Consider the following 13,777-nt stretch of genomic DNA (forward strand, 5'->3'; position numbering starts at 1 on the left):
GAGACCGGACGGCCGTTCGGGAATCAGGAAAGGTCGGCCATGCGCAGGTTTCCCAGGTACGGCACCAGGTTCGGCAACCCGGCCGACGCCGCCATGGCGGCCCTCACGGTGTTCGCCCTGTGCTCCGGGGTCTGGCTGCTGCGCGACGGCGCCCAGACGCACGCCCCGCCGCAGCCCTCCGCCGCGCAGGCCGGCGCCGGGCGGGACGGGCAGGACGGCCGGGCGGGACAGGACGGCCGGGCCGGTGAGCGGCCCGCCGTGGCCGCGCTGCCGCCCTCGCCGCCCGACCGCGTCCGCATCCCGGCGATCCGCGTGAACGCGCCCCTGACCGGCCTCGGCCTGACGAGGACCGGCGGTCTCGACGTACCGCCCGCCGAGCGGAAGAACCTCGCCGGCTGGTACGAGGCCGGCGCCACACCCGGCGAGCGGGGCACCGCGATCGTCGCCGGCCACGTCGACAACGCCGACGGCCCGGCCGTCTTCTACCGCTTGGGCTCCCTGGCCAAGGGCCGCACGATCGAGGTGGACCGGCGGGACGGCACCGTCGCGGTGTTCACCGTGGACGCCGTCGAGGCGTACGCGGCGAAGGACTTCCCCGACGAGAAGGTCTACGGCGCCGCCCGCCGCCCCGAACTGCGGGTCATCACCTGCGGCGGCGGCTACTCACGCGGCTCCGGATACCAGGGGAACGTCGTCGTCTTCGCGCATCTGACCGGCAGCCGGTGAGCGGCACACCCCTCACGGGACGGCTCTCTGTGTCGGGCGAGGTCCCGGCGGCGGCCCATCGGGACCGTGCGACGCCGTCCTCACAGCCCGCCGTCGCCGCACCCCAGGAACCCTCACATCCACCCCCGGCCCCCGCTGAGGGCAGCGTTCCCCGTGGGAAACAGTCGTGATGCTGCCGGGAAACACCGGCACCGCACGCTCAAGGACATGACCTCGAATGAGCGTGTGGTGGTGATCGGCACCGGCCTCGCGGGCGTACGGCTCGCCCGGCGGCTCGGTGAGCTCGGCACGCCCGCGTCGCTGATCGGCGAGGAGGAGCACCGGCCGTACAACCGGGTGCTGCTCGCCGAGGTGCTGGCCGGACGTTACAGCCCCGAGGTGATCGCCCTGCCCGCGCCCGCGCACACCACACGCGGCCGGGTCGTCGGCATCGACCGCGGCGAGCGCACCGTCGAGTGCGCCGACGGCACGGTGATCGCATACGACCGGCTCGTCCTCGCCACCGGATCCAACCCCGTCCTGCCGCCCCTGCGCGGCCTGTTCACCCCCGACCACGTGCTGCCCGAGGGCGTCCACGCCTTCCGGACCATGGACGACTGCCTGGGCCTGTCCAAGGCGGTCCGGCCGGGGGCACGGGCGGTCGTCATCGGCGGCGGGCTCCTCGGGGTCTCCGCGGCCCGCGCGCTCGCCCTGCGCGGCGCCCAGGTCGTCCTCGCCCAGCAGTCCGAGCGGCTGATGGAACGCCAGCTCGACCCGGCCGCCTCCCAGCTCGTCAAGCGGCACCTGACCGACCTGGGCGTCGAGGTGCACACCGAGTGCCGCGTACGGGACGTGCGCTGCGTCGGCGGCGCCGTCCGCTCCGTGGAGATGGCCGACGGGTACGCGCTCGACGCCGACCTCGTCGTCGTCGCCTGCGGCGTCCGCCCCCGGGTGGGCCTCGCCCAGGCCGCCGGGCTGGACGTCCGCAAGGGCGTCGTCGTCGACGACGAGCTGCGCACCTCCGACCCGTACATCCACGCCATCGGCGACTGCGCCCAGCACGACGGCGTCCTCTACGGCCTCGCCGCCCCCGCGCTCGAACAGGCCGACGCGCTCGCGGAACTGCTCGCCGGCGACACGGCCGCCCGCTACACCGGCACCCGCTCCCTGACCCGACTCACCCTGAACGGGCACGACAGCCCCTTCGACCTCGCCGCGTTCGGCGAGACCGAGGCGCTGCCGGGCGACGACGTCGTCCAGCTCACCGACGCCACCCGCGGTACCTACCGGAAGGTCGTCGTCCGCGACGACCGCCTGGTCGGCGGGGTCCTCGTCGGCGAACTCGGCACCGTCGGCGCGCTGGCGCGCGCCTGGGAGGGAGCAGAGCCGCTCCCCTCCGACGGCGGCCCACTGCTCCACCTGCTTACCAATGACGGAGGCTCCTGATGTCCAAGGACACCCCCACGATCGTGCTCGTCGGCCATGGCATGGTCGGCCAGCGCTTCCTCGAAGCGCTCGCCGAGCGCGGCATGACCGCCACGCACCGTGTGGTCGTGCTCTGCGAGGAGCCGCGCCCCGCGTACGACCGTGTCCAGCTCACCTCGTACTTCTCGGGCAAGACGCCCGAGGACCTGTCCATGACGGACCTGCGGTTCATCGAGGACCACGGCATCGAGCTGCGCGTCGGCGACCCGGCGGAGACGATCGACCGCGAGACGCGCACGGTGACCGCCCGCTCCGGTCTCGTCGTCGACTACGACGTGCTCGTCCTGGCCACCGGCTCGTACCCGTTCGTGCCGCCGGTCCCGGGCAAGGACGCCGAGGGCTGCTTCGTCTACCGCACGATCGAGGACCTCCTCGCCATCGAGGAGTACGCCAGGAAGGCGACGACGGGTGCCGTGGTCGGCGGCGGTCTGCTCGGTCTGGAGGCCGCGGGCGCGCTGAAGGGTCTCGGACTCACCTCGCACATCGTGGAGTTCGCACCGCGTCTGATGCCCGTCCAGGTCGACGAGGGCGGCGGCGCCGCCCTGCTGCGCACCATCGAGGAGATGGGCCTGAGCGTCCACACGGGCGTCGGCACGCAGGAGATCGTGGTCGGCGAGGACGGCGCCGTGACCGGCATGAAGCTGTCCGACGGTTCCGAACTCGCCACCGACCTGGTGGTGTTCTCCGCCGGTGTCCGCCCCCGCGACCAGCTGGCCCGCGACTGCGGCCTGACGGTCGGTGAGCGCGGCGGCATCGCCGTCGACGAGCAGTGCCGCACGGTGAACGACCCGCACGTGTTCGCGATCGGCGAGTGCGCGCTGGCCGCCGACGGCCGGGTGTACGGCCTGGTCGCCCCCGGTTACGAGCAGGCCGAGACGGCCGCCGCGACGATCGCGGCGGACGAGGCCGCCTTCACCGGCGCCGACCTGTCCACCAAGCTGAAGCTGCTCGGCGTGGACGTGGCGTCCTTCGGCGACGCGCACGGCACCGCCGAGGACTGCCTGGACGTCGTCTACTCCGACTCCCGCGCGGGCCTGTACAAGAAGCTGGTCATCGGCCGCGACGGCACGCTGCTCGGCGGCATCCTGGTCGGCGACGCGGAGGCGTACGGCACGCTGAAGGCGTTCACCGGCTCCATCCCGCCGGTCGCGCCCGAGGCCCTCGTGCTGCCCGCCGGCGCCGGCGCCCCGGCCCAGCTCGGCCCGTCCGCGCTGCCGGACGACGCGATCATCTGCTCCTGCCACAACGTCTCCAAGGGCGCGATCCGCGGCGCGGTCACCGACCACCAGTGCACGACCGTGCCCGAGGTGAAGAAGTGCACCAAGGCCGGCACCGGCTGCGGCTCCTGCGTCAAGGTCCTCGGCCAGCTCGTCAACGCCGAGCTGGAGGCCGGCGGCATCGAGGTCGACAAGGGCCTGTGCGGCTGCTTCTCGCAGACCCGCGAGGAGCTGTACGAGATCGTCCTCGCCCTGCGCATCAACAGCTACCAGGAGCTGCTGGACCGCCACGGCCGCGAGGAGGCCAGGGGCGGTGACGGCTGCGAGGTCTGCAAGCCGGCGGTCGGCTCGATCATCGCCTCCCTCGCTCCGGCGATCGGCGCGAGCGGCTACGTCCTGGACGGTGAGCAGGCCGCCCTGCAGGACACCAACGACCACTTCCTGGCCAACCTCCAGAAGAACGGCTCGTACTCGGTCGTCCCGCGCATCCCCGGCGGTGAGATCGCCCCGGAGAAGCTGATCGTGATCGGCGAGATCGCCCGCGACTTCGGCCTCTACACGAAGATCACCGGTGGTCAGCGGATCGACATGTTCGGCGCCCGCGTCGAACAACTGCCCCTGATCTGGGCCCGCCTGGTCGACGCCGGCTTCGAGTCCGGCCACGCCTACGGCAAGTCGCTGCGCACGGTGAAGTCCTGCGTCGGCCAGACCTGGTGCCGCTACGGCGTCCAGGACTCCGTCCGCATGGCGATCGACCTGGAGCTGCGCTACCGGGGACTCCGGTCGCCGCACAAGCTGAAGTCGGCCGTCTCCGGCTGCCAGCGCGAGTGCGCCGAGGCCCAGTCGAAGGACTTCGGCGTGATCGCCACCGCCAACGGCTGGAACCTGTACGTCGGCGGCAACGGCGGCGCCACCCCGCGCCACGCGGACCTGCTCGCCCAGGACCTGTCGGACGCGGAACTGGTCCGGCTGATCGACCGGTTCCTGATGTTCTACATCCGTACGGCCGACCGCCTGGAGCGCACCTCGACCTGGCTGGAGCGGATCCCCGGCGGCCTGGAGCACGTACGGGACGTCGTCGTCCACGACTCGCTCGGCATCTGCGACGAGCTGGAGAAGCTGATGCGGGCGCACATCGCGCACTACCGCGACGAATGGGCCGAGACCATCAACGACCCCGAGAAGCTCGCCCGGTTCGTGTCCTTCGTGAACGCCCCGGACACCCCGGACCCGGTCGTCGCCTTCGTGCCCGAGCGCGACCAGATGAAGCCCGACCTGCCGCTGCTGTCCATCGGCATGCGACCCGCCGAAGAGGTACTGGAAGGAAGCACCCAGCGATGACCCTGGCTCCTGAGACCACCGATCTGAAGGTCGAACTCGCTCTGGAAGGCGACTGGTTCGCCGTGTGCGACCTCAGCATGCTGCTCCCGGGCCGCGGGGTGGCGGCACTGCTGCCGGACGGCCGCCAGGCGGCGATCTTCCGGGACCGCACCGGTGAGCTGTTCGCCATCGACAACCGTGACCCGTTCACCGGCGCGGCCGTCCTCTCGCGCGGCCTGACCGGCACCCACCAGGGCCGCCCGTTCGTCGCCTCCCCGCTGCTCAAGCAGCGCTTCGACCTGGCGTCCGGGCAGTGCCTGGACGACGAGGAGGCCCAGGTGACGACGTACAAGGTGCGCACCGCGTAGGAACCACGGACACGCGGCTCGGAGAACACCCCTCCCCGGAGGGGTGTTTCCGTGTGCCCCGGCAGGCTTGCCGCCTGGCAGGCTTGGGTCATGGTTGCGCAGCCGAACGACAGGCCCGGATTCTCCTGGCTCGGCCCCCCGATCGACGCCCGCCCGCTGTTCGAGCCCGAACTCGGGGCGCTGCTCGGCCTGTTGCGGGGCCTGCGGCCAGGGCAGTGGCAGGCGGCGGCCGTGCCGGGCTGGACCGTGCACGACGTCGCCGTACACGTCCTCGGGGATTGCTCCGCCCGCCTCGGCCGCCGCGAGTTCGGCGCCTTCGCGCCGGGAGAGACCCTGGAGGCGTTCATCCACCGCGCGAACCAGGAGTGGGTCGACCGCCACCGGGACATGGACCCGGCCTCGCTCGTCGACGCCCTGGAAGAGGCCGGCTCCGAGCTGGCCCGCCGCTTCGCGCACGCCGACCTGGACGCGCCGGCCCTGGGCGTGTCCTGGGCCGGTGCGGACCCGGCCCCGATGTGGCTGGACTGTGCGCGGGAGTACACCGAGTACTGGACGCACCGCCAGCAGATCCGGCACGCGGCCGGGCTGGGCACCGACCCCGAGCCGCGGGCCCTGTCCCTGGTCCTGGACACCTTCATGCGGGCCCTGCCCCACACGCTGCGCGACACCGCCGCACCGGACGGCACGCGCGTGGAGGTGGCGGTCCCCGGGCCGGGCGGGGGCACCTGGAGCGTGACCGCCGGGCCGGACGGCTGGTCCCTGGCGGAGGAGTCCGGCGGCCGGCCGGCGGCAGCCGGCGTGGAGCTGGACGCGGAAACCGCCTGGCGGCTGTGCACGCGGGGTGTGCAGCCGGCCGACGCTCTCGATCGGGCCCGGCTCACGGGGGACCGGCGGCTGGCCGGTGCCGTGTGCCGGATCGTGTCGATCGTCTATTGACCAACTGATCAACTGCCGTGCTCGGCTGTCGAGTTGCTGTCGAGTTCACCGACTCGGCTGCCGGTCCGGGGGGCCTTGGCGTTTCATCGGGTCACACCCCCACCTTCCTTCCCACGGAGGCCCGACCATGACCCGGAACCACTCCCGGCCGTCCCGGCGGAGCGTGCTCGGCGGGGCCGTCGCCGCGCTCGCGGTGGCCGCCGGCGCCACCGGAACGGCGCAGGCCGCCCCCCGGACCGGCCGGCCGACCGAGTTCCCGTTGCCCGACGGCTGGCTCCCCGAGGGGATCACCATCGGCAGCAGGCCGTACGCGTACATGGGCTCACGCGCCGACGGCGCGATCTACCGCACCGACCTGCGCACCGGCCAGGGAGGTGTGCTGCACGAGGGCACCGCCGGACTCGCCTCCATCGGGCTGAAGCTGGACCGTGACGGCCTGCTGTACGTGGCCGGCGGCGCCGGGGGCACCGCGAGGATCGTCGACGCGCGCACCGGCGAGCTGCTCACCACCTACCAACTCACCCGGGATCCCGCCCCGTTCATCAACGACGTCGTCCTGCACGAGGACCGCGCCTGGTTCACCGACTCCCGTGCGGCCGTCCTCCACGGTGTGCCGCGCGGCCGGCGGGGCGAGGTCCGCGCGCTGCCGCTCACCGGCGAGTGGGTGCAGGCGCCCGCCGGGACCAACAGCGCCAACGGCCTGGTCGCCACGCCCGACGGCCGCGGTCTGATCGTCGTCAACGCAGGTCAGCTGTACCGCGTGGATCTCGCGACCGGCCACGCCGTCACGATCGCGCTGCGGGGCGCGCCGGACGTGGCGGGCGGCGACGGTCTGGTCCGCCTCGGCCGCACGCTGTACGTCGTCCAGAACCGTCTGAACAAGGTCACGGTCTGGGACCTCGGCCGGAAGGCCACCACCGCCACGCTGAGCAGGACGATCACCGACCCCCGCTTCGACGTTCCCACCACGGCCGCACGGTACGGCGACCGTCTCTACCTGGTCAACGCCCGCTTCACCAGCCCGCAGACGCCTCAGACGACGTTCAACGCGGTGGCCGTGCCCCTGTGAGTGTCATGCCGTCAGGGCGCCGTACGTCACCCCGGTCAGCTCCTCGGACGCGGCCCACAGCCGCTGCCCCGCCGCGTCGTCGAGGGTCCAGGGCGCCCGCCAGGACGGTGCGGGCGCCCCGCGCCACATGGCGACGCGCGGGCCGGTGAAGGAGTCGGGCCGCGCGCCGGGGTCCGTCGCCGCGTAGAGGATCGGGAGCGCGCCGGCCTCGGCCGGCTGGGCGACGACCCGGTTGCCGATCCGCACGAGCCGTTCGGCGGCCCGGCGGCCCTCGGCGAGCGGCCCGGTGGTCTGGAGGTTGGTGGCCGCGTACCCGGGGTGGGCCGCGGCCGCCACCAGGTCGGTGCCGTGCGCCGCCGCCCGGCGCGCCAGCTCGTGCGTGAACAGCAGGTTGGCCGTCTTGGAGCGGGCGTAGGCGATCCAGCGCCGGTAGCGCCGCTCGCTGTTGAGGTCGTTGATGTCGATGTTGGCGAGGGCGTGCATCCCGCTGGAGACGACCACGACCCGGGCCCCGGGCGCCGCCAGCAGGGCGGGCAGCAGCAGGCCGGTGAGGGCGAAGTGGCCAAGGTGGTTGACCCCGAACTGCGTCTCGAAGCCGTCCGCCGTCGTCCCGTACGGCGGCGCCATCACCCCGGCGTTGTCGACGAGCACGTCCAGCCGCTCGTACGGGAACCCGGCCGCGAACTCCCGTACGCAGGCCAGGTCCCCGAGGTCGAGCCGCCCCAGCTCGACCCGGGCTTCGGGCAGTTCCGCCCGGAGCCGGTCCACGGCCGCGTTCCCCCGGGCCTCGCTGCGGCATGCGAGCACCACCCGCGCGCCCTTGCGGGCCAGCTCCCGTGCCGTGACGAACCCGATCCCGCTGTTGGCGCCGGTGACGACCGCGACGCGGCCGCTCTGGTCCGGGATGTCCTGTGTGCTCCAGCCCGACATGGCAGGCTCCCTTCGCCGGTGGCCGTGATCCAGCCTACGAGGAGGACTGCGGGCGGGGCGGGGCGGGCCCGGGCCACCGGCTCCACCGGCCCGGTCGGTCAGCCCACCGGGCTCGACCGCTGGTCGTCGGGGACGGGCCGGGTGTCGAGGTAGAACCACTCGGCGTCCGCGGTGGGCCAGGGAGAGGGTTCCCCCGCTGCTTCGTCCCATGGTTCTTCGGCCATCGCCGGGACAGGCCGTTTGGGCAGCGGTGCCTGGGCGTTGCCGGCGGGCGGCGCGACCCGCTCTCCGGCCGGCTTCGCCTCCCCCGGCATCAGCAGTTCCACCCGCAGCCCCAGTCCCCGCTGCTGGGCGGTGAACTCCTCGACCTGATTGCGGCATGCGTGGTCCAGATGGGTCACGCCGGTCAGGTCGAGCCGGATCCTGGGCTTCCCCGACGCGGCGGCGGCCTCCAGCGCCTCGATCACCTTCGGCAGCCGCAGGAACGTCGCGTTGCCGGCCATGACGACCTTCGCCGTGTCGTCCTCGACGTGCTGGCGGATCGCGGTCCGGGACATGCGCAGCGCGGCCAGCACGATGCCCGCGGCGAGGCCGATCAGCACGCCCTCCAGCAGCGCGGTCACCACGATGACCAGGGTGGTCAGCGTCATCACGGCGAACTCGCCCTTGTCCTGCCGCCACATCTTCGGGAACTCGGCGGGCCCGAACAGCTTCCAGCCGCTGTGCACGAGGACACCGGCCAGCACCGAGATCGGGATCAGCGCGAGCACCTGCGGCAGCAGCAGCGCGAACGCGAGCAGCCACAGGCCGTGCAGGGTGCGCGAGAGCCGGGTCTTGGCCCCGGCCTGGACGTTGGCCGAGCTGCGGGCCACGACCGCGGTGATCGGGAGCGCGCCGAGGATGCCGGCGACGGTGTTGCCGGCGCCCTGGGCGATCAGCTCGGTGTTGTAGCGGGTGCGCGGGCCGCTGTGCATACGGTCCACCGCGGCGGCCGTGAACAGGCTCTCGGCGGACGCGATGACCGTGAAGGTGAGGATGGCGGTGATGATCGCCCCGTCCGCCAGGCCGGCGAACTGCTCCGGCCCGGGCAGCGACACGGAGGCGAGCAGATTGCCCACCTGGAGCGTCTTGACGTCCACGCCGGGCAGCGCGGCGACCACGATGCCGATGCCCACGGCGACCAGTGCGGCCGGGATCTTCCCGGCCGGGCCCGGCACCTTCTTCCACAGGAAGCTGAGCACGATCGTGACGACGCCGAGCAGGGCGGCGATCATCGCCTGGGGGTCGGTCAGGATCCCCGCCAGCAGGTCGGGGATGCCGGCCATGTTCTCGATCGCCGTGCCGGGGGCCTTGGCGTCGGCCATCGGATAGGCCTGGCTGAACATCAGCGGCACGCCGATGCCGGCGAGCATGCCCTGGACGACGGCGACCGAGATGGCCTGGAACATCCGGCCGAGCCGCACCAGTCCCAGGATGATCTGGAGGAGGCCGGTGAACAGCACGATCACGCCGAGCATGGCCACGCCGACCTCGGCGACGGTCTCCGCGACCAGCGCGGCGAGGCCTGCGGCCGGCCCGCTGACCTGGAGCGTACTGCCGCGAGCGGCGCCGACGACCAGACCGCCGATCACCCCGGAGATGATCCCGAGCTCGGCGGGCACGCCGGAGGCGACGGCGACACCGATGCACAGCGGCAGGGCGACGAGGAAGACGACGAGCGACGCGGTGATGTCGGTGACGAGGTCACGCTTGGCCCCTGCCTTGCCGCCCCCGCCCGTCACCCGCCCGACCAGCCCACCCAGCACACCGCCCAGGCCGCCCCCGGCACCACCGGTGCCCCCAGGACCACGGGGAGGACCACCGGACCGCCGCCCCGCACCCTCTGATTCCCACGCCGGACCATGACCGGGGACCTCACCCGGGCCGCGGTACGTACCACCACCCGGGCCGACGTACGGGCCGTCATACGGGCTGTCATACGAGCCGTCATACGGACCAGGGGCCGGGCCACCCGACCGAACGCCCATCCGTCCGCGCGCAACGCCCTCCGCCGGACCCCACGCAGAGCCGCCACCCGGCCCACCCGACCGGCCACCCGATCCCCGTCCCGCGACACCCCCGGCCGAGTCCCCGACCGGCCTGCCCATGTCCCAGTCCGAGGCGGCGCCGTCGGAACCAGCCGCCCCCCAGTCCGCCGCGGACTCCTCGCGAGCACCCGTGCCCCAGTCCCCCGGTCCCTCTGCGAAGCCGCCCGGCTCCCAGTGCGCCGCGCCCTGTGAGGAACCGCCCGGGCCCCAGTTCGAGGCACCTCCCTCGGAGCCGGACGAACCCCAACCCGCCGCGCCCTCACCGCGAGCGCCCGGGCCCCCTGGGAAGCTGCCCCGCCCCCAGTCCCCCGGCACCTCCGGGGAACCGCCCACCCCCCAGTCGGCAGCACTCCCCGTGTCCGCGGAACCGGCCTGCCGGCCGCCCGGCATGGCGGCGCCGCCCCGGGTCCGCCCCCGCGCGTGCGCCCCGCTCACGCGGCATGCACCCGGAACGCGCCGTCGTCGCCGAGTTCGTAGACGAACGCCGTGTCGACCTCGTAGTACCAGCCGTGCAGCCGCAGCCGGCCCGCGTCGAGCCGCTGGCGCACCACCGGGTAACTGCGCAGCGCGGCCAGCTGGTTGACGACATTGCCCTGGGAGACCTCCGGCAGCGACGGGTCGTCCGGCGCGGACTGCAGTACGGGGGTCAGTTCGGGGCGGGCGATGTGGAGCCACGCGTCCACGCCGGGCAGCGCGGACAGGTCGTCGCCGGACTTCAGCGCACCCATCGCGCCGCAGTGTGAGTGACCGCACACCACGATGTCCTGAACCCCGAGCACTTCCAGTGCGTACTCGATGGTGGCAGCCTCACCCGAGGCCCCGGACCGTCCGTACGGCGGCACGATATTGCCCGCGTTGCGCAGTTCGAATATCTCCCCGGGCCGCGCACCCGTGATGAGTGCGGGAATGACCCGGGAGTCCGAGCAGGTAATGAACAACGCCTCAGGGTATTGCCCTTCGGCCAGTTTCCGGTATTCGCCACTGTCGAAATCGACGCGCGTCCTGAACGTACGGGCACGATCCAGCAATGCCTTCAACTCCGCCTCCTGAACTCTCCTGAACTGCGGTTTCGTTCGGGTGCACCCCACCGTAGACGGACGACCTACAGAGGAAGGTTAAGTAAGACCCAGAGCCCGGCCAGGAATTGAACATTCTTTGTCGGATACCCAGACGACCAGTCATCTTGTAGCGTGTGAACTCCGGGGCGGAGAATGCGAATTCACGCTGCCCGGATTCATGTCGGCTTCACGGAGAGACAGGACGTATGGGCCTACGAGTGCTGCTCATCGAGGACGACGAGACGATCGCCGAGCCGCTCACCGAAGGGCTGGGCCACTTCGGACTGACGGTCGATCATGTCGCCACGGGCACGGACGGGCTGAGAGGCCCGTACAACGATGTCGTCCTGCTCGACCTGGGACTGCCGGACATGGACGGCATCGATGTCTGCCGCGGCATCCGCCAGGTCTCGGACGTGCCGATCGTCATCCTCAGCGCCCGCGGCGAGGAGGCGGACCGCGTGCTGGGCCTGGAACTGGGCGCCGACGACTACCTGGCGAAACCATTCAGCGTGCGGGAACTGGTGGCCCGGGTCCGCGCGGTGACCCGCCGTACGCAGCGCACCCAGCAGCCCTTCCCCGAGCCCCCGGCCGCACCGGTCACACCCGCACCCACACCCGCCACAGCAGACGACCCCCCTGCCACACCGTCGTTCGATCCGGCCCCCGGCCCTCCGCACGACCCGGGCCCGCTCGTCGTGGACCGCCGCACCCGCCAGGTCTGGGTCGGCGACTCCCCCGTCCCTCTCACCCCCAAGGAGTTCGACCTGCTGGCGCTCCTCAGCGAGGACCCGGGCGCGGTCTACTCGCGCCAGCAGATCCTCGACCGCGTCTGGGATCCGCACTACGACGGCCCGACCAAGACGCTGGACGTCCATGTGGCCGCGCTGCGCCGCAAGCTGGGGCACCCGGCGTGGATCAGGACCCTGCGGGGCGTGGGCTTCCGGCTGGCGGTGCACACGGGCCCGAACGCCCCGCAGGCGGTCTCTCCATGACCCGCCGGCTGCTGATCGGCTACCTCAGCCTCGCCGTGCTGGTGCTGCTCTGCCTGGAGATCCCGCTGGGCTTCGTCTACTCGCGCGGGGAGCGGGAGCAGGTGGTCAACGCGGCGAAGGACGAGGCCGAGTCGGTCTCCGCGTACGCCGCGCTGTCCCTCGCGGCGGGGCGGGCCGAGCGGGACCTGCCCGCGCGGGTGGCGCACTGCGCGAAGCGCATCGGCGGGAAGGTGGTGATCGTCGCCGCCTCGGGCGCGATGCTCGCCACCTCGCATCCGAAGGACACCTCGGTGCCCGGCGCCCTGGCCGACCGGCCGGGCATCGCGGCGGCGCTGCGGGGCACCTCGACGGTGGATGTGCGCACGTCCACGATCGGCGGGGTCGAGTACCTGTCGGTGGCCGCGCCGGTCGGTCAGGAGGCTCAGCCCGTGGGTGCCGTGTGGCTGACGGTGCCCACGCGGACCGTGCACGAGCGGGTCCATCATGTGTGGCTGCTGCTCGCCCTGGGCGGTCTCGCCGTGCTGACGGCGGTGGCCGTGGTCGGCTTCGCCTTCGCCCGCTGGGCCGGCCGCCCCATCCGCGAACTGGAGCAGGCGACGCACGAACTGGCGGAGGGCGTCGGCCGGTTCACCCCGGTGACGATCACGAAGGGTCCGCCGGAAGTGCTCAGTCTGGCCGCCGCGTTCAACCGCACCGCGGCCCGCCTCGCCCATCTGCTGGCCTCCCAGCGGGCGTTCGCCGGCGAGGCCTCGCACCAGCTGAAGACCCCGCTCGCGGCGCTGCGGCTGCGCCTGGAGAACCTGGAACCCGACGTCGCCGCCCGGGCCCGGGGCAGCCTCACCGCGGCCGTCACGGAGACGGACCGGCTCGCGCGGATGGTCGAGCACCTGCTGGCGATGGCCCGGATGGAGGAACACGCGGCGATCCCCGCCACGGTCGACCTGGGCGCGGTCTGCGCGGAACGGCACCGCACCTGGCAGCCCCTGTTCGCACGGGAGAACGTCTCCCTCGTGCTCTTCGCGGGCGGCGTCGGCCCGGTGCTGGCGGTGCCCGGGGCCGTCGAGCAGATCATGGACAACCTGCTGTCCAACGCCCTGCGGGCGTCCCCGCCCGGCAGCACGGTCACGGTCGAGCTGCGGACGCCGGCCCCGCCCCGGCGCGCCCTGCGCGACAGCCGCCCCCGCTGGGTCGACCTGCACGTCACCGACGAGGGCCCCGGCATGACGGAGGAGCAGCGGGCCCGCGCCTTCGACCGCTTCTGGCGCGCCCCGGGCGCCCCCAAGGGCGGCTCGGGACTCGGCCTCGCCCTGGTGCAGCGCCTGGCCCACGCCAGCGGCGGCGAGGCGACCCTGCACGCGGCGGCGACGGGCGGCCTGGACGTGGCGATCCGCCTGCCGTCCGTACGGCCCGCCGCCGAGGGACACGGCCCGGGCACCGACCGGCCGAGGCCGACCCGGAGACGACAGGCACCGGCGCCGCACGCGGCCCCCGTCCAGGCGTAGCCGTCCCACCCGCCTTCACGCGACCATCACAAAATGATCACCCCTCCGTCATCCGGGGCGGCCTGGACCTACGGTCATCCCCTCACGTGTCACCACTGGGGGGAT

At 73.1% G+C, this 13,777-nt stretch carries 11 protein-coding genes; 8 read left to right on the plus strand and 3 right to left on the minus strand.

Annotated features, from left to right (window positions below; genetic code table 11):
- Positions 1-39: 39 nt before the first annotated feature.
- The 6 genes from ACFZDA_RS06155 to ACFZDA_RS06180 all read left to right on the plus strand — a co-directional run bounded on the left by ACFZDA_RS06155 (position 40) and on the right by ACFZDA_RS06180 (position 7,100).
- A complete protein-coding gene (locus ACFZDA_RS06155; RefSeq protein ID WP_391075623.1) occupies positions 40-726 on the plus strand; it encodes a class F sortase in 687 nt (228 codons plus the stop codon).
- Positions 727-933: 207 nt separating this feature from the next.
- Positions 934-2,151 carry an FAD-dependent oxidoreductase gene (locus ACFZDA_RS06160; protein WP_391075626.1) on the plus strand — a complete coding sequence of 406 codons (1,218 nt, stop codon included), beginning with the start codon at positions 934-936 and terminating at the stop codon, positions 2,149-2,151.
- Entirely contained in the window at positions 2,151-4,748 is a 2,598-nt protein-coding gene (gene nirB / locus ACFZDA_RS06165) for a nitrite reductase large subunit NirB (protein WP_391075629.1), read from the plus strand. Before ACFZDA_RS06160 ends, nirB begins: the two co-directional genes overlap by 1 nt.
- Complete coding sequence (gene nirD, locus ACFZDA_RS06170; protein ID WP_391075632.1) at positions 4,745-5,095, plus strand: nitrite reductase small subunit NirD; 351 nt, start codon at positions 4,745-4,747, stop codon at positions 5,093-5,095. Before nirB ends, nirD begins: the two co-directional genes overlap by 4 nt.
- A 90-nt stretch (positions 5,096-5,185) precedes the next feature.
- Positions 5,186-6,031 (plus strand): maleylpyruvate isomerase family mycothiol-dependent enzyme, encoded by an 846-nt coding sequence (locus ACFZDA_RS06175; RefSeq protein WP_391075635.1) that lies wholly within the window; start codon positions 5,186-5,188, stop codon positions 6,029-6,031.
- Positions 6,032-6,158: 127 nt separating this feature from the next.
- A complete protein-coding gene (locus ACFZDA_RS06180; RefSeq protein ID WP_391075638.1) occupies positions 6,159-7,100 on the plus strand; it encodes an SMP-30/gluconolactonase/LRE family protein in 942 nt (313 codons plus the stop codon).
- Between the two features lie 3 nt (positions 7,101-7,103).
- Here ACFZDA_RS06180 and ACFZDA_RS06185 read toward each other — a convergent pair whose 3' ends face one another.
- The 3 genes from ACFZDA_RS06185 to ACFZDA_RS06195 form a co-directional block, all read right to left on the minus strand.
- Positions 7,104-8,030 carry an oxidoreductase gene (locus ACFZDA_RS06185; RefSeq protein ID WP_391075641.1) on the minus strand — a complete coding sequence of 309 codons (927 nt, stop codon included), beginning with the start codon at positions 8,028-8,030 and terminating at the stop codon, positions 7,104-7,106.
- A 98-nt stretch (positions 8,031-8,128) separates the two neighbouring features.
- Entirely contained in the window at positions 8,129-9,835 is a 1,707-nt protein-coding gene (locus ACFZDA_RS06190; RefSeq protein ID WP_391075643.1) for a SulP family inorganic anion transporter, read from the minus strand.
- Positions 9,836-10,548: 713 nt separating this feature from the next.
- On the minus strand, positions 10,549-11,154 hold the full coding sequence (locus ACFZDA_RS06195; protein WP_391075646.1) for a carbonic anhydrase: 606 nt from the start codon (positions 11,152-11,154) through the stop codon (positions 10,549-10,551).
- Positions 11,155-11,381: 227 nt separating this feature from the next.
- Between ACFZDA_RS06195 and ACFZDA_RS06200 the strand changes: the two genes are divergently transcribed.
- Together ACFZDA_RS06200 and ACFZDA_RS06205 are read left to right on the plus strand one after the other, a co-directional pair.
- Positions 11,382-12,170 (plus strand): winged helix-turn-helix domain-containing protein, encoded by a 789-nt coding sequence (locus ACFZDA_RS06200; protein WP_391075649.1) that lies wholly within the window; start codon positions 11,382-11,384, stop codon positions 12,168-12,170.
- Positions 12,167-13,672: an ATP-binding protein gene (locus tag ACFZDA_RS06205; RefSeq protein WP_391075652.1), complete on the plus strand. Its 1,506-nt coding sequence runs from the start codon at positions 12,167-12,169 to the stop codon at positions 13,670-13,672. Before ACFZDA_RS06200 ends, ACFZDA_RS06205 begins: the two co-directional genes overlap by 4 nt.
- Positions 13,673-13,777 lie beyond the last annotated feature (105 nt).

Source organism: Streptomyces sp. NPDC007991, from assembly GCF_042958445.1.
Classification (GTDB): domain Bacteria; phylum Actinomycetota; class Actinomycetes; order Streptomycetales; family Streptomycetaceae; genus Streptomyces.

Coding starts and splice junctions, on each gene's coding strand:
- ACFZDA_RS06155 (WP_391075623.1), top strand. CDS start 40: ATGCGCAGGTTTCCCAGGTACGGCACCAGGTTCGGCAACCCGGCCGAC.
- ACFZDA_RS06160 (WP_391075626.1), top strand. CDS start 934: ATGACCTCGAATGAGCGTGTGGTGGTGATCGGCACCGGCCTCGCGGGC.
- nirB (WP_391075629.1), top strand. CDS start 2,151: ATGTCCAAGGACACCCCCACGATCGTGCTCGTCGGCCATGGCATGGTC.
- nirD (WP_391075632.1), top strand. CDS start 4,745: ATGACCCTGGCTCCTGAGACCACCGATCTGAAGGTCGAACTCGCTCTG.
- ACFZDA_RS06175 (WP_391075635.1), top strand. CDS start 5,186: ATGGTTGCGCAGCCGAACGACAGGCCCGGATTCTCCTGGCTCGGCCCC.
- ACFZDA_RS06180 (WP_391075638.1), top strand. CDS start 6,159: ATGACCCGGAACCACTCCCGGCCGTCCCGGCGGAGCGTGCTCGGCGGG.
- ACFZDA_RS06185 (WP_391075641.1), bottom strand. CDS start 8,030: ATGTCGGGCTGGAGCACACAGGACATCCCGGACCAGAGCGGCCGCGTC.
- ACFZDA_RS06200 (WP_391075649.1), top strand. CDS start 11,382: ATGGGCCTACGAGTGCTGCTCATCGAGGACGACGAGACGATCGCCGAG.
- ACFZDA_RS06205 (WP_391075652.1), top strand. CDS start 12,167: ATGACCCGCCGGCTGCTGATCGGCTACCTCAGCCTCGCCGTGCTGGTG.